Here is a 14,477-nt window from a genome sequence, read left to right on the forward strand (position 1 = left end):
CAAAAGAAAAAGCGGAAAGCAAACCCCCAACGAAAAACCCAAAGAAAACTCATGACGCGCAATCCCAATATGCGGGAAGCAATCCTCAGCGCGGCCGAGAGCCTGTTCTCGACCCGGGGCTTCAACGCGGTCTCGATCCGCGACATCGCGCTGGAGGCGGGCGCCAATCCCGGCAGCGTCACCTATCATTTCAAGAGCAAGGACGGCCTGCTGCTCGAAATCTACAAGCGGCATTGCGGTCCCATGAACAAGCGCCGCATCGAGCTATTGGTGGCGGCGCGGCGCGTGCGCGACGTGCAGGACCGGCTGGAGGCGATCGTGCGCGCCTATGTGCAGCCGGCGTTTTCGTCGAGCAGCGATCTGGCGGGCGGCGGCGCACGGTTCACGCGGCTGCGCGCGGTGATGTCTGCCGAGGGCAACGCCGTCGTCGGCCGCATCATTGCGGAGATCTTCGACGACACCACCAACGCCTTCATCGAAGCGATCGAGCAGAGCCTGCCGCATCTGCCGCGCAAGACGCTGGTCTGGCGCTCCCAGTTCCTGCTCGGCGCGCTCTATTACACCCTGGTCAACCCGGAGCGGGTGACGCGGTTGTCGCGCGGCGAGGCCGATGGCGCCGACATGGCCGAGGCGATCGAGCAACTGGTTTCTGCCACCGTCGCCGCACTGCAGGCGCCTGACATCAACGGCCAGGCGGCCGCGGAGCCCGCTGCGAAAGCCGGAGCCAGGAAAGCCCCGGCCGGTTCCCGCTCACGCACCGCATGAGAGCATAATGTCGAAGCCAACGGTTCCCGGCCCCGATCGCAATACGCGGACGGCGAAATTCCGCCTGCCGCCGCTGGCGTGCGACGCGCACACCCATATTTTCGGGCCGGGCGACAAATATCCGTATGCGCCGGGGCGGCCGTACACGCCGCCGGACGCACCGCTGGAGGATTTCAGGGCGCTGCATCAGAAGCTCGGCATTGGCCGGGCCGTCATCGTCAATGCCAGCGTGCACGGCACCGACAATCGCGTTGCGCTCGACGCCATCGCCGTCAGCAACGGGACCTTTCGCGCGGTCGCCAACATCGACGATACGATTACTGAGCGCGGCCTTCAGGAGCTTCACGACGGCGGTTTCCGCGGCTGCCGCTTTAATTTCGTGCGCCACCTCGGCGGCGTGCCTGACATGGCGGTGTTCCATCGCATTGTCGCGATGGTGGCGCCGCTCGGCTGGCACATCGACCTGCATTTCGATGCGATCGACCTGCCTGAATATGCCGACCTGCTGGCAAAACTGCCGGTGCGCTACACCATCGATCACATGGGCCGCGTGAAGGCGGCCGATGGCCTCGACCAGCTGCCGTTCCGCACCCTGATCGACTTGATGCAGCGCGACGAGAAATGCTGGGTCAAGGTCTGCGGTTGCGAGCGGGTATCCTCCAGCGATCCGCCGTTCCACGACGCGGTGCCGTTCGCGCGCCGCATCATCGAGACCGCGCCGGATCGCGTGATCTGGGGAACCGACTGGCCGCATCCCAACGTCAAGGCGATGCCGAACGACGGCGATCTGGTCGACCTCATTCCACTGTTCGCGCCGGAGCCCGAGCTGCAGCAAAAGATACTGGTCGATAATCCCGCGCGGCTGTTTGAGTTCTGATGGATCAACCATGACGGTCAAGCCCGAGGGTTTTGGTTTGAACGGCCGCTGCGCATCGATCGCAGGCGCAATTGCGTTGGCCGTGCTGCTGCTGACGCCACAGATCGCCTGCGCCCAGAATTATCCAAACCGGCCGGTGCGGCTGATCCTCCCCTTCGGTCCGGGCGGGGTTGCCGACGTCACCGCGCGGATCGTCACCGAGAAGCTCGGCGAAAAGCTCGGGCAGCGCTTCATCATCGAGAACATGCCGGGCGCCGGCGGCATCACCGCCGCCCGCGCGGTGCTGTCCTCGGCCGCCGACGGCTATACGCTGGCGCTGCTGAGCAACGGCACCGCGATCTCGGTGTCGCTGTTCAAGAACCTGAGATTCGATCCGGTCACCGATTTCGTTCCGGTCTCGAGCATGGGTTATTTCGACTTCATCCTCGTCACCCAGGCCGGCTCGCCGTACCGGACATTGGCGGACCTGATCAAAGCGGCCAAGGCAAAGCCCGGTGCGCTCAATGTCGGCACCATCAATGTCGGCTCGACGCAAAACCTCTCGGCGCAATTGTTCAAATCCACTGCCGGCGTCGAAATCACCATCGTTCCGTTCCGCAGCTCGCCCGATGTCCTGATCGCGCTGCTGCGCGGCGATATCCAGATGGGAATCGAGAATTACACCGCGGTACAGTCGCACATATCAGATAAGGCGGTGACTGCGGTGTCGACTTCGGGTTCGGTCCGCACGCCGTTCCTGCCTGACGTTCCGACGGTAAAGGAAGCCGGCGGCGGCGATTTCGAGGCGCGGTCCTGGAACGCGATTTTCGCACCCAAGGGCACGCCGCCGGAGGTGATCAAGACGCTCAATGCGGCGCTCCGCGAAGTGCTGGACACGCCCGATTTGAAGAAGCGCGCGCTCGAGCTGGGCATCGAGGCCAGGGCCTCCACGCCGGAGGAAATAGCGCAGCGGCTGAAGGACGATATCGAGAAATGGGCTAAAGTGATCGAGCGGGCGGGCATCGAGAAGCAATAGCCGGAAAACCGAAAGAGGAAACAGCAATGACCAATGCAAAGAAGACCGGCCTCGTGGTCACGGCGCATCCCGGCGATTTCGTCTGGCGCGCGGGCGGGGCGATCGCGCTTCACGCCAAGAAGGGTTACCGCATCAAGATCGCCTGCCTGTCGTTCGGCGAGCGCGGAGAGAGCCAGTTCGCCTGGAAGGAATCCGGCGCCACGCTTGAAAAAGTGAAGGCCGGAAGGCGCGACGAGGCGCAGCGCGCCGCCGAGATGCTGTGCGCGGAAATCGAATTCTTCGATGCCGGCGATTATCCGCTGCGCACCACCGAGGCGCATTTCGACCGCATGGTCGATATCTACCGCGAACTCAATCCGTCCTTCGTGCTCACCCACGCGCTGGAAGACCCCTACAATTTCGATCATCCCAATGCCGCGCATTTCGCGCAGGAGACCCGCGTGGTGGCGCAGGCGATGGGCCACAAGCCCGGCGCCAAATACACCTACGCCGCGCCGCCGGTGTTCTTGTTCGAGCCGCACCAGCCCGAGATGTGCAATTTCAAGCCGCAGGTGATCCTCAACATCGACGAGGTCTGGGAGCAGAAGCGCAAGACCTTTGAAGTTCTCGCCGCGCAAAAACACCTGTGGGCGTACTATGAGCGCGTCGCATTGCAGCGGGGCATGCAGGGCGGCCGCAATTCCGGCAAGGCCATGACCTATGGCGAGGCCTATCAGCGGCTGTTCCCGATGGCGATGGAGGAACTGGCATGAAGACCGTTGTTGTCAGGAATATCAAGCGAACCGACGCCGATCTCGTAACCCGCCTCGGTGCGCTCGGCGTCGCCACCGCGCATGAGGCCTATGGCCGCTTCGGCCTGATGAAGCCTTATCTGCGCCCGGTGTGGGCCGGCGGCGAGGCGGCGGGCACGGCGGTGACCGTGCTGGCGCAACCCGGCGACAACTGGATGATCCACGTCGCGGTGGAGCAGTGCAAGCCCGGCGACATTCTGGTGGTCGGCTGCACCACCGACAATACCGACGGCATGTTCGGCGATTTGCTCGCGACCTCGCTGATGGCGCGCGGCGTCAAGGGCCTCGTGATCGATGCCGGCGTCCGCGATGCCAAGGCGCTGCGCGAGATGGGCTTTCCGGTGTGGTCGAGGGCGATTTCGGCCAAGGGCACGGTCAAGGCGACCTTGGGCGCCGTCAATGTGCCCGTGGTCTGCGCCGGGATCAACGTGGTGCCGGGCGACGCTGTCGTGGCCGATGACGACGGTGTGGTGGTCGTCAGGCGGAAAGATGCCGCCGACGTCGTTGCCAAAGGCGAAAAACGCCACGCCGACGAGGAAGGCAAGCGCAAGCAACTCGCCGCCGGTGTACTCGGCCTCGACATGTACAACATGCGCGAGCCGTTGGCGAAGGCTGGCCTCGTCTATATCGACGAGCCGGAGAGCGACTGAGATGGCAATGCGTTTGCGGACTCTGCTCGGCGATCATCCCGGCACCGCGGCGCTGAAGAGCGGCGCGATTAGATCCGATCTGGTCGAGTTCGACTTCGTCGACTATTCGCCGACCAACAAGGGCTTCAAGCCGATGGTCCGCGAGGCCGCGTTCGACGTCTCCGAGTTGGCCATCGTCACCTATCTGATGGCCAGGAGCTTTGACAAGCCGATGGTGCTGCTGCCCGATGTGGTGATGGCGCGCTTTCAGCATGGACATGCGCTGTACAACGCAAAGCGGGGCGCGCTGAATCCTACCGATCTGAACGGCAAGCGCGTCGGTATCCGCTCCTTTACCACCACGACTGGCGCGTGGCTGCGAGGTATCCTCGCCAATGATTACGGCGTCGACCTTAATTCGATCGACTGGGTGACCTTCGAGGACGCCCATGTCGCCGAATTCAGGGACACGACCAAACGGGCGCCGGCCGGCAAGCCAATCATCCAGATGCTTGTGGATGGTGAACTCGACGCGGTGCTCGGCGAGAAATCGGACCATGCGGATTTGAAACCGCTGTTCGCCGACGTCGCCGCGGAGGAGAAGGCCTGGGCTGCCAAGCACAAGGTGGTGCCGATCAACCACATGGTGGTGGTGAGCCGGGAAATGAGCGAGAAGAATCCGGACGCGGTGCGGGAAGTGCATCGGTTGCTGGCGGAGTCGGCCAAGTCATCATCCGCCGCGCCACGTTTCACGGCGCAAGAGATGCGGCGTTCGCTGGAGCTGATCATTGGCTACACCGCCCAGCAAGGCCTCATTCCGCGTGCTTTCAGCGTCGACGAGCTGTTCGACGACGTAACGCGTGCGCTGCAATTGTAGAGTGGGCAAAGGCGCGTAGCGCCGTGCCCACTAGCCGACTTGAACTGGCGGGCACGCTACGCTTTGCCCACCCTACGAGAGAGACCACCTATGACCCTAGAGCCGATCTTCGATCTCGCCCATCTCGGCCACATGGAAATGCTGACGCCGAAGCCGGAGGAGAGCGAAAAATTCTTTGTCGACGTGATGGGCATGACCGTCAGCGGCCGCAAGGGCGAGTCGGTTTACCTGCGCGGCTGGGACGATTACGAGCGCTATTCGCTCAAGCTCACGGCTTCCAAAACCTCAGGGATGGAGCATATGGCGCTGCGCGCGCGCAGCCCGCAGGCGCTGGAGCGCCGCGTCGCCGCGCTGAAGGGATCGGGCTTCGACCTCGGCTGGGTCGACGGCGACATGGGGCAGGGGCCGGCGTTCCGTTGCCGCGATCCGGACGGCCACATCGTCGAGCTCTATTACGAGACCGAATGGTACCAGGCTCCGCCTGAACTGAAGCCGGCACTGAAGAACCAGGCGCAGCGGTTTCCGGCGCGCGGCGTCAATGTCCGCCGGCTCGACCATCTCAATTGCCTCGCGGTCGACATCAAGGCCAACCGCCTGTTCTTCGAAAACTATCTCGGCTTGCGCACCACCGAGCAGATCGTGCTCAACGACGGCACGGAAGCTGCGATGTGGATGACGATGTGCAACAAGAGCTACGATTTTGCCTACACCCGCGACCACTACGGCAAGATGGGCCGCTTCCACCACGTCACCTACGCGCTCGACAGCCGCGAGGAGATATTGCGCGCCGCCGATATTTTTCTGGAGAACGGCATCCACATCGAGACCGGCCCGCACAAGCACGCGATCCAGCAGACCTTCTTCCTCTATGTCTACGAACCCGGCGGCAACCGCGTCGAGGTCGCCAACGCCGGCGCCCGCCTCATCCTGGCGCCCGACTGGAAACCGATCGTCTGGACCGAGGAAGAGCGCAAAAAAGGCCAGGCCTGGGGGCTGAAGACGATCGAGTCGTTTCATACCCACGGCACGCCGCCGGTGTGAGGGAAGGCGGTTCTACATACAGCGCCGAATTCCGTTCGGTCGCACGTTTGAACTATCCAGACTGAAGCGCTCCGGCGTGCTCGAGCGCGGAGGGTGTCCGGCAGCCGACAATCGCCGGCGCCTCCCTGACCAGATCGTCATTTCCGAGAGCCGCGACCATGAACAGGGCAAAGTCGACGCGACGCGTCATGTTGCTTTTGAGGATGGGGTCACCTACGTGGCGGCTCCACACGGGTATGCCCTGGCTCTCGCCTTCTTCAAGGTCGCTGCCGCGCACGACGGTCCACCTGGTGTCACTGGCAAACACCCGCCGGCATGCTTCCACCTGATCGTTGAGGTCCACGACGCGGAAAAGCCGCGCCAGCCCGCCGGCAATCGTCACGAGCGCTTTGACTCTGAGCGTGTACACGTCAAGGCCGTCGCGCGTGATGTGCCACCCGCAGGAGAAAACGAGGCGGGCGCCCGGACGCGCATGGTCGAGCACCGCCTGGGCCGTTCCCGATGCGTAGTGGTTGACTCCCCACGGCACGAGCACGATGAGCACCCCGTCGCACCCCGCGACCGCGCGCTTGATCACCTTGCGATCGTTGGTCGCCCCGGGAATGATCGTCATGCGCTCCTTGAACGCGTCGAGCTTGCCGACGCTGCGCGCCCTGCAAACCCCAACGACCTCGTAGCCCCGTTCCAGAGCGTGCTGGACCATGTACCGCCCAAGTTTTCCGGAGGCCCCGACGATACAAACTTTCATTGCGCGCGCCCCGTACGCTTGGGTGATCTATGTTGCTTCTCCCGTCATGGTAACACGGGAATTAGAAGCATGGTCCTGATCCCGTAATCGGAAGGCGCCTTGGGGACACTGTTGTTCCCGCGTGCCCGATCACAGGCTGCGGCGGGCGAACCGGGGGTTCCCGAGACGTCCATGATCAATCGAGCGGACGAAGCAGGAATCGCCAGCCGGGAATTGGCCCGGGTTGAGGCCATCTCGTTGACGGTCACTTTGTCGGCACAGTTACCGAAGCAGCTCCCGGGCGATCACCACGCGCTGGATCTGGTTGGTGCCTTCGAAGATCTGGGTCAGCTTGGCGTCGCGCATCATGCGCTCGACCGGATAATCCATGGTGTAGCCGTAGCCTCCGAAGATCTGGACGGCGTCCGTTGTCACCTTCATGGCCATGTCGCTGCCGACGCATTTGGCCATGCTGGCAAGCACGTTGAGGCGTTTCCAGTCGCCGGCATCGCCGGCCCGGGCGCATTCATAGACGAGGGCGCGCGCAGCCTCGATCTGCATGGCCATGTCGGCCAGCATGAACTGCACGCCCTGGAACTCCGAGATCGCCTTCTTGAACTGTTTGCGCTCCTTGGCGTAGGCAACGCACGCGTCGAGCGCGCCCTGCGCCAGGCCGACGGACTGGGCGCCGATGGTTGGTCGGTTGAGGTCGAGCGCGCGCATCGACGCCCTAAAACCCCTGCCTTCTTCCCCGACCAAATTCTCCGCAGGCACGCGGACATTGTCGAAGAAGATCGGCGTGTTTGGCGCGCCGCGGAATCCCATCTTGCGCTCGTGGCGTCCGAACGAGATGCCTGACATCTTCTTCGGCTCGACGATGAAGGCGCTGATTCCGTCGGCACCCGGGGCGTCGCTGGTCCGGGCCATCACCACGATGTAGTCGGCGACGACGCCATAGCTGCACCATTGCTTGCGGCCGTTGAGGACGTAGCTGTCGCCGTCCTTCCGGGCACGGGTGTTGATCGCGGTGACGTCGGAGCCGGCTTGTGGCTCGGATATCGCGATCGCCGTGACGACCCCGCCCTTGGCGATGATCGGCAGGTATTTGGTGCGCTGTTCCTCGGAGCCGAAGTGAAGCAGCGGCATGATGAACATGGTGTTGAGTGCCGCGATCGAGGCGCAGGCCGGCGAGACCCTGGAAATCTCCTCACGTGCGAGGCAGGCCATGGTCAGGTTGCCGTTCGGGCCACCGTAGCGTTCCGGCACCCAGAGCTGCATCAGCCCCATCTCGCCGAACAGCTTCACCAGTTCGAGCGGGAAACGGTCGGTCTCGTCGATCTCGGCCGCGACAGGCGCGACGTGCTTTGCGACCATCTTCCGCACGGTGTCGCGGAACGCGATCTGCTCCTCGGTGAAGCTCATGTTGATCCCTGGGTCATCTTTTCTTGCTGGAAGTTAAAAAAAGGGACTTCCATTGAATGGGTGATCCATTTAATAATCCACCCCATGAGCACCAAGTCAAGCCCTCGCACGCCCGCCCGCCCCAGGTCATCGACGCCCAACCGGCGCGAGCGGGTCCCCGATCACCGCGCGGCTGGAGCGCCGGCCGCGCCGGCATTCCGCCCGATCCGCACACGGCGTGCGTTCGAGGAAATCTGCGAGCGCATCCGCGAGCAGCTCGCGCTCGGCGTCCTCAAGCCGGGCGACAAGCTGCCGCCCGAGCGCGACCTGGCCCAGCAGCTCGGCGTCAGCCGCAACGTCCTGCGCGAGGCGTTGCGCAGCCTCGAGATGGCCGGCGTGCTTCGACTGCAGAAAGGCGTCAAGGGCGGCGCCTTTATCCAGGAGGGCGATACCAGCCGCATGAACGGCGTCATGCGCGATATGCTGTCGCTCGGCACGATCTCCGTCCGGGAATTGTCGGAAGCGCGCGTTCACGTTCTCGATCTCGTGGTGCGGCTGGCCTGCGCCAATGCGCGAAAAGCCGATCTCGACGCGCTCGAGGCCAATATTCGGCGCACCGAGGATGCGACGCGGGAAGGGCGGCTGCTGGACCGCGTCGAATGCTCGCGCGAATTCTATAAACTGCTCGCGGCGTCGACCGGTAACAAGGTGATCGCCATGATCATGGATTCGGTCACCGAGATTCACATGCGCTTCGTCTACGCCAAGGTCTCGTCGAGCGGCGTCGCGATGGCGCGGCTGGCGGAAAAGCGGCGGCAATTCCTGGCGGCGCTGGGTGAACGAAATGTTGCGTCGGCGACGCGCCTGATGCGTACCCATCTGGAGTCCGTGCAGCGGATGCTGGAGCAGGACCCCGGCGCGATGTCGCTTCACGTCGCGTTGGCGGAGGTGCAGCCCGGAATGCGCAGATAGCCCAGATAGCAGGGGGTGGCTCGATCCACGCTCGAACAATTATAACAACGGAGGAAAATGTGTCCCAATACGCCAGATACGAATGCCTGTCGGTCGAGGTTGCGGACAAGGTCGCGACCGTGACCTTGAACCGGCCGCAAGCACGCAACGCGATCAATCAGAAGCTGATCCGCGAGCTGCGAACCATCTGGGATGACTTGGCCGACGATCACGCCGTCAACGTCGTGGTGCTGACCGGCGCGGGCGACTTCTTCAGCGTCGGTGGCGACGTGAAGGCGATGTCGGAGCGGCCGGGCGGCGACGTCCTCGAAGAGGGCGAGGTTCACGACCCCATGATCAGCCGCCGTGGCGTGACGCGCCAGCTCGAACTCGACAAGCCGATCATTGCGGCGATCAACGGCGACGCCATCGGCCTCGCCGCGACCCACGCGCTGCTTTGCGACATCACCGTGATGGCGGAGGACGCGCGCATCGGCGACACCCACGTCTCGCGCGTCGGCCTGGTCGCCGGCGATGGCGGCACCATCATCTGGCCGCTGCTGATCGGCATCAACAAGGCCAAGGAATACCTGATCCGCGGCACCCTCCTGAAAGGCAAGGAGGCCGAGCGGATCGGGCTGGTCAATCATGTCGTGCCGCGCGCGGAGGTGCTCGCCAAGGCCCGCGAGATCGCGATTGAGCTCGCCAACGGCCCGACCTGGGCCATTCGCTGGACCAAGCTGTCGATCAACCAGATCGTCAAGGACCGCGTGAATATGATGCTGGAGGCCTCGATGGCGCTCGAGCAGGTGACATTCGAGACCGCCGACCACAAAGAGGCCACCATGTCGTTCAAGGAGAAGCGCAAGCCGAAATACGGCAAGGCATAGTCTCGCATGGATGCGGCCGGGCCTCCGAGCGACGACATCGCCAAGATGCTTCGGGATTCCCTGCGCGGGTTTCTCGAAGCGCATTGGGCCGCGGGCGGCGGCAAGGAACGCCCGTCTCCGGATGACATCTCTGCGATCTGGCGCAAGCTCATCGGGCAGGGGGTGGCTGCGCTCGGCTCCGGCCACGACGAAGGCGGCCTTCGCGAAATCCGGGTGGTGATGGAAGAACTTGGCCGTGCCGCGTGTCCGGCGCCGATGTGGTCCGCTGCGGTGGCCAACCTTGCGCTCTCGGGCTCGCGGACCGACGCCGCGGTGGAGCTGCTGGAAAAGCTGCATGCCGGCACAGCGGTGGCTGCTTTCTCCTTCGGCGCCCGCGACCCTGATGAGGGTGCAGGATTGATCCGGATTGACGGCTCGCGCGCAACAGGCGTGCTTCGTTTCGTCGAGGCCGCCGGTGCCACATATCTTCTCGTAGCTGCTGACGAGGCCCATCTTGCCCTCGTTCGACTGGATGCTTCAGGCATTGACCTCGCGCCGACGCGCGCCATGGGCGCCTGGGGGCTCTGCGAGGTGCGGCTGAATTCGGCGCCGCTGACGCTTCTTCCGCTTGAGGGCGCCAATCTCGACGATATCAGCCTCAAGGCTCAGGTAGCCTTGCTGGGGCGCGCGCACGGCGCGGCCCGGCGGGCGTTCGAGCTGGCCACGGACTACGCCAAGGAGCGTCACCAGTTCGGGCAACCAATCGCAAAGTTCCAGGCGATCCAGCACAAGCTCGCGAACGGCCTCATTGCGCTCGAAGGCGTCAGCCTCATCCTGGATCATGCGGCCAGGCTGCACGACACTGGCGACCGCAACTGGCGCTATTTCGCTGATTGCGCGGCTGCCTTCGGCGGCGACGCGCTGCGGCGCGTGTCGCTCGAGACCCAACATATTTTCGGCGCCATCGGCTATGCCGAAGAGCACGAGGCCGCGCAACATTTCAAGCGCGTGCACCTGGACACGGTCGCGCTCGGCGGTGCGCCTGAGGCGCGGCGGCGGCTGGCTTCGTATTTGCTTGATCGCGGCGGCGCGCCGCTGCCGCAATACGATCTCGGTCCGGCTGGCAACGAGTTGCGCGAACAGGTGCGGCGATGGCTCGATCAGAACTGGTCGGGCGACAGGAAGGCCAGGTTCGACGAACGGCCATTTGAAAAGCGTGAGTTCGACGCCGAGTTCGCGCGCGATATCGGCAAGACCGGATGGATCGGCCTCGGATGGCCGAAGGAATTCGGCGGGCAGGGCTGTTCCCCGTTGGAGCAGATCGCCTTCATGGAGACGATGGAGCAAAGCGAGGCACCGCGGATCGGCGCGTCGATCCAGGTCAACGCCCTGATGATGTTCGGCACGCCGGCGCAGCAGCAGAAATATCTGCCGGAAATCCTGCGTGGCGAGGCCATGCACGGCATGGGCTACAGCGAGCCTCAGGCCGGCTCCGATCTCGCCGCGCTGCGCACCAGCGCGGTGCGGGATAGCGAGCACTGGGTCATCAACGGCCAGAAGATCTGGACCACGACCTGGTGGGGCAAATATATGTTTCTTGCGGCCCGGACCGACAGGAACGCCAAGCCGCCGCACGCCGGCATCAGCATGTTCATCGTCCCGATGAATGCGCCGGGTATTACGATCCGGCCGGCGCGCACGATGTATGACGGCACGTTTGCCAACATCTTCTACGACGACGTTCGCATTCCCCTGGAAAACATCGTCGGCGAGGTCAATGGCGGCTGGAAAGTCCTGACGGGCGCGCTCGCCTTTGAGCGCGGTCTGGTCGGCGGCGGCATCGTGCTGAAGGTGGCCCACGCTTTCGAGCAACTGCGCCGGCATGTGATGGCGGCCGAGGGCGATCGGCCGCCGCCCGGTCAGGATCCGATCGTTCGTGACAAGATGGCGACGCTCGCCTGCGAAATCGAGGTTGGCCGCCAACTGATGATGCGTTGCGCCGAACTCGCGGCCGATGGTGTGACGCCGCCGGAATATGGCGCCATCAGCAAGGTCTATTCCGGCGAACTGATGGAACGCTTCGGCGAGGCGGCGCTCGACATTCTCGGGATGCGCGCCGCGATTTCCGAGCAGATGCCGGGCGCGATCGACAATGGCCGGTTCGAACAGAACCTGCGGCATTCGCTGATGTGGGTGATCAGCATCGGGACCAACGAGATACAGCGCAGCCTGATCGCCCAGCGCGGGCTCGGGCTGCCGAGATAGGAGGCAGGCAGTATGCAGGACCGAACATCGACATCGCCCCTCGAGGGCGTGCGGGTGCTGGATTTCTCCATCATGCTGGCCGGGCCCTATTGCGCGCGGCTGCTGGCCGATGTCGGCGCGGAAGTGATCAAGATCGAGCCGCCGGAAGGCGACGAGATGCGCCTGCGCGCGCCGGTGCGTGACGGCCACAGCGCCTATTTCGGCCAGCTCAATGCCGGCAAGCGGAGCATCGCGCTCGACCTGAAATCGTCAGATGCGATCAAGCTCGTCCATCGCATGGTCGAAGACACCGACATCCTGGTCGAGAATTTCCGACCCGGTGTGATGGAGCGCCTGGGTCTCGGATATGAGACGCTGCGAAAGATCAATCCGAGACTGATTTACTGCTCGATCTCCGGCTACGGCCAGACCGGTCCGCAGGCCGAGCGCGCCGCCTATGCGATGATCGTTCATGCCGAGAGCGGCTTCGATCGCACGCTGATGCGGTATGCCGGCGACCGCGACCGGCCGGCGGCAGGTGCGGTGTTCGTCGCCGATGTTCTCGGCGGCATTTTCGGCTTCTCGGCAATTCAGACTGCAATGGTGCAGCGCTCGCGCACCGGCGTAGGACAACGCATCGATGTCGCCCTGATGGACTGCATGCTGAATCTCCTGGTGTATGAGCTGCAGGAAGCGCAATTCTCCAAGCCGATGCCGCGGCCGACTTATGGGCCCGTGCGCACCAGGGATGGCGACATCCTGATCGCGCCGGTGTCGGCGCGCAACTTCGCGGCCCTTCGCGACCTGACCGGCCTGCCGGAGCTTTCATCCGACTCGCGCTTCACATCGGTGCCGAAGCGCGGCGCGAACTGGACCGCGATGATGCAGGTCATCGAAAAGTGGACCATGCAATACACAATGGACGAATGCCTTGCCGTGCTCGATCAGGCCGGCATTCCGAGCGCGCGCTTTCGTGACCCGGCCGAAGCGCTGGACGATCCCGATCTCGCTGGTCGCGGCACATTCGCACCGATCGCTGACGCCGCCGGCGAATTCAAGGGCGTCAACGCGCCGTGGCGAATGTCGGGTGCGCGTAGTGCGATCGGGAGGGAAATTCCGTCCATCGGGTCGCACCGCGACGACGTGCTCGAACGCGTGCTTGGACTGTCCGCGGACGAAATCGCCAAATTGACTGCCTTCGGCGCGTTCGGAAAGGTCGCCAGAACGGCAGCGGAATAAAGCCGGCCGGAGAGAAAGACTGCATCAAAAAATAAAGAGACGACCTGATGGGAGGATCGACGTGAAACGACTTCATTTCTTCGCGTTTGCGCTCGGGCTTGTGGTTCTTGCCGGAACTGCCGCCGCAGACAATTACCCGTCTCGGCCGATCCGGCTCATCGTGCCATATCCCGCCGGCGGTTCGACCGACATCATGGCGCGCGCGCTGCAGGAGCCGATGGCGAAGATCCTCGGCCAGCCGCTCGTCATCGACAATCGCGGGGGCGCGGCGGGCACGACCGGCGCCAACGAAGCCGCCCGGGCGGATCCGGATGGCTACACGCTTTTGTTTGCAAACAACGGTCCGATCTCGATCGCCCCTCTGCTTCAGAAAGGCGTCGATTTCGATCCGTTGAAGAGCTTTGCACCGGTCTCGCTGGTCTCCAAGGCGCCGCTGGTCCTGGTTGCGAGCGAAAAGGTGCCGGTGAACGATGCCGCCGGCCTGATCGCCTATGCCAAGGCGCAGGGCAAGTCGATGCTGTATGCGACCGCCGGACCGGGCTCGCTCGGACATCTCAGCACAGAACGTTTTCTCAACCAGGCCGGGCTGCAGATGGTCCACGTCCCGTACCGCGGCCAGGCACCGACAACGCTCGCGATCTTTGCCGGCGAGGTCGACATCTTGCTGACGACAACATCCGACACGCTGAACGAGCATATCCGCTCCGGCAAGGTGAAGCTGCTCGGCGTCTCGTCTCCCGAGCGCTCCGCCGTTGCTCCCGGTGCTATGCCCATCGGCAACGTCTTGAAGGGATATTCAGTCGAAACCTGGTTCGGGCTGTTGGCTCCCGCGGGCACGCCGCCTGAGATCGTCAGCAAGCTCAATGCTGCCATCAACACCACGCTGGCGACGCCGCAGTTGCGCGACCGCTTTTTGGCCTACGGCGTGGAGGCCGCGACCAGTACCCCCGCCGAACTGTCCGCCATCATAGCGGCCGAAATTCCCGCGTGGCGCAAGGTGATCGAGGAGCGCAATGTTAAGACCGAGTAATGGCCGGAAGCTGATCGGGCT

The 14,477-nt window shown here is 63.9% G+C and carries 14 protein-coding genes; 12 read left to right on the forward strand and 2 right to left on the reverse strand.

Annotation, left to right across the window (positions count from 1 at the left end; all coding sequences use genetic code 11):
- Positions 1-51: 51 nt before the first annotated feature.
- The 7 genes from JQ567_RS05490 to JQ567_RS05520 all read left to right on the forward strand — a co-directional run bounded on the left by JQ567_RS05490 (position 52) and on the right by JQ567_RS05520 (position 5,995).
- Complete coding sequence (locus JQ567_RS05490) at positions 52-765, forward strand: TetR/AcrR family transcriptional regulator (protein ID WP_212437839.1); 714 nt, start codon at positions 52-54, stop codon at positions 763-765.
- 7 nt (positions 766-772) lie between these two features.
- Positions 773-1,642 (forward strand): amidohydrolase, encoded by an 870-nt coding sequence (locus JQ567_RS05495; RefSeq protein ID WP_212437840.1) that lies wholly within the window; start codon positions 773-775, stop codon positions 1,640-1,642.
- A 10-nt stretch (positions 1,643-1,652) separates the two neighbouring features.
- A complete protein-coding gene (locus tag JQ567_RS05500) occupies positions 1,653-2,657 on the forward strand; it encodes a tripartite tricarboxylate transporter substrate binding protein (RefSeq protein ID WP_212437841.1) in 1,005 nt (334 codons plus the stop codon).
- A gap of 26 nt (positions 2,658-2,683) precedes the next feature.
- Entirely contained in the window at positions 2,684-3,409 is a 726-nt protein-coding gene (locus tag JQ567_RS05505) for a PIG-L deacetylase family protein (RefSeq protein WP_212437842.1), read from the forward strand.
- Positions 3,406-4,098 (forward strand): 4-carboxy-4-hydroxy-2-oxoadipate aldolase/oxaloacetate decarboxylase, encoded by a 693-nt coding sequence (locus JQ567_RS05510; protein WP_212437843.1) that lies wholly within the window; start codon positions 3,406-3,408, stop codon positions 4,096-4,098. The genes JQ567_RS05505 and JQ567_RS05510 overlap by 4 nt, the downstream gene beginning before the upstream one ends.
- A 7-nt stretch (positions 4,099-4,105) precedes the next feature.
- Entirely contained in the window at positions 4,106-4,954 is an 849-nt protein-coding gene (locus tag JQ567_RS05515; RefSeq protein ID WP_249165258.1) for a hypothetical protein, read from the forward strand.
- 90 nt (positions 4,955-5,044) lie between these two features.
- Positions 5,045-5,995 (forward strand): catechol 2,3-dioxygenase, encoded by a 951-nt coding sequence (locus JQ567_RS05520; RefSeq protein WP_212437845.1) that lies wholly within the window; start codon positions 5,045-5,047, stop codon positions 5,993-5,995.
- Positions 5,996-6,047: 52 nt separating this feature from the next.
- Here JQ567_RS05520 and JQ567_RS05525 read toward each other — a convergent pair whose 3' ends face one another.
- Positions 6,048-6,743, reverse strand: coding sequence for an NAD(P)-dependent oxidoreductase (locus JQ567_RS05525; protein WP_283816452.1), 696 nt, complete (start codon positions 6,741-6,743; stop codon positions 6,048-6,050).
- 261 nt (positions 6,744-7,004) lie between these two features.
- Complete coding sequence (locus tag JQ567_RS05530; protein ID WP_212437847.1) at positions 7,005-8,144, reverse strand: acyl-CoA dehydrogenase family protein; 1,140 nt, start codon at positions 8,142-8,144, stop codon at positions 7,005-7,007.
- Positions 8,145-8,228: 84 nt separating this feature from the next.
- On the opposite strand from JQ567_RS05530, the gene JQ567_RS05535 reads away from it, so the two are divergent.
- The 5 genes from JQ567_RS05535 (at position 8,229) to JQ567_RS05555 (ending at position 14,456) form a co-directional block, all read left to right on the forward strand.
- Positions 8,229-9,095, forward strand: coding sequence for a FadR/GntR family transcriptional regulator (locus JQ567_RS05535; RefSeq protein ID WP_212437848.1), 867 nt, complete (start codon positions 8,229-8,231; stop codon positions 9,093-9,095).
- Positions 9,096-9,154: 59 nt separating this feature from the next.
- On the forward strand, positions 9,155-9,964 hold the full coding sequence (locus JQ567_RS05540) for an enoyl-CoA hydratase-related protein (RefSeq protein ID WP_312017351.1): 810 nt from the start codon (positions 9,155-9,157) through the stop codon (positions 9,962-9,964).
- A 6-nt stretch (positions 9,965-9,970) separates the two neighbouring features.
- On the forward strand, positions 9,971-12,208 hold the full coding sequence (locus JQ567_RS05545; RefSeq protein WP_212437849.1) for an acyl-CoA dehydrogenase: 2,238 nt from the start codon (positions 9,971-9,973) through the stop codon (positions 12,206-12,208).
- Between the two features lie 12 nt (positions 12,209-12,220).
- The gene (locus JQ567_RS05550) at positions 12,221-13,426 is read left to right on the forward strand and encodes a CaiB/BaiF CoA-transferase family protein (protein ID WP_212437850.1); all 1,206 of its coding nucleotides are present in this window, start codon (positions 12,221-12,223) and stop codon (positions 13,424-13,426) included.
- A 61-nt stretch (positions 13,427-13,487) separates the two neighbouring features.
- Positions 13,488-14,456 (forward strand): tripartite tricarboxylate transporter substrate binding protein, encoded by a 969-nt coding sequence (locus JQ567_RS05555; RefSeq protein WP_212437851.1) that lies wholly within the window; start codon positions 13,488-13,490, stop codon positions 14,454-14,456.
- The last annotated feature ends 21 nt before the right edge of the window (positions 14,457-14,477 follow it).

This window comes from Bradyrhizobium sp. AUGA SZCCT0431, from assembly GCF_018131065.1.
Lineage (GTDB): Bacteria > Pseudomonadota > Alphaproteobacteria > Rhizobiales > Xanthobacteraceae > Bradyrhizobium.

What these genes read in the sequence shown, in the direction of transcription:
- JQ567_RS05490 (WP_212437839.1), top strand. Translation starts at nt 52, where the DNA reads ATGACGCGCAATCCCAATATGCGGGAAGCAATCCTCAGCGCGGCCGAG.
- JQ567_RS05495 (WP_212437840.1), top strand. Translation starts at nt 773, where the DNA reads ATGTCGAAGCCAACGGTTCCCGGCCCCGATCGCAATACGCGGACGGCG.
- JQ567_RS05500 (WP_212437841.1), top strand. Translation starts at nt 1,653, where the DNA reads ATGACGGTCAAGCCCGAGGGTTTTGGTTTGAACGGCCGCTGCGCATCG.
- JQ567_RS05505 (WP_212437842.1), top strand. Translation starts at nt 2,684, where the DNA reads ATGACCAATGCAAAGAAGACCGGCCTCGTGGTCACGGCGCATCCCGGC.
- JQ567_RS05510 (WP_212437843.1), top strand. Translation starts at nt 3,406, where the DNA reads ATGAAGACCGTTGTTGTCAGGAATATCAAGCGAACCGACGCCGATCTC.
- JQ567_RS05515 (WP_249165258.1), top strand. Translation starts at nt 4,106, where the DNA reads ATGCGTTTGCGGACTCTGCTCGGCGATCATCCCGGCACCGCGGCGCTG.
- JQ567_RS05520 (WP_212437845.1), top strand. Translation starts at nt 5,045, where the DNA reads ATGACCCTAGAGCCGATCTTCGATCTCGCCCATCTCGGCCACATGGAA.
- JQ567_RS05525 (WP_283816452.1), bottom strand. Translation starts at nt 6,743, where the DNA reads ATGAAAGTTTGTATCGTCGGGGCCTCCGGAAAACTTGGGCGGTACATG.
- JQ567_RS05530 (WP_212437847.1), bottom strand. Translation starts at nt 8,144, where the DNA reads ATGAGCTTCACCGAGGAGCAGATCGCGTTCCGCGACACCGTGCGGAAG.
- JQ567_RS05535 (WP_212437848.1), top strand. Translation starts at nt 8,229, where the DNA reads ATGAGCACCAAGTCAAGCCCTCGCACGCCCGCCCGCCCCAGGTCATCG.
- JQ567_RS05545 (WP_212437849.1), top strand. Translation starts at nt 9,971, where the DNA reads ATGGATGCGGCCGGGCCTCCGAGCGACGACATCGCCAAGATGCTTCGG.
- JQ567_RS05550 (WP_212437850.1), top strand. Translation starts at nt 12,221, where the DNA reads ATGCAGGACCGAACATCGACATCGCCCCTCGAGGGCGTGCGGGTGCTG.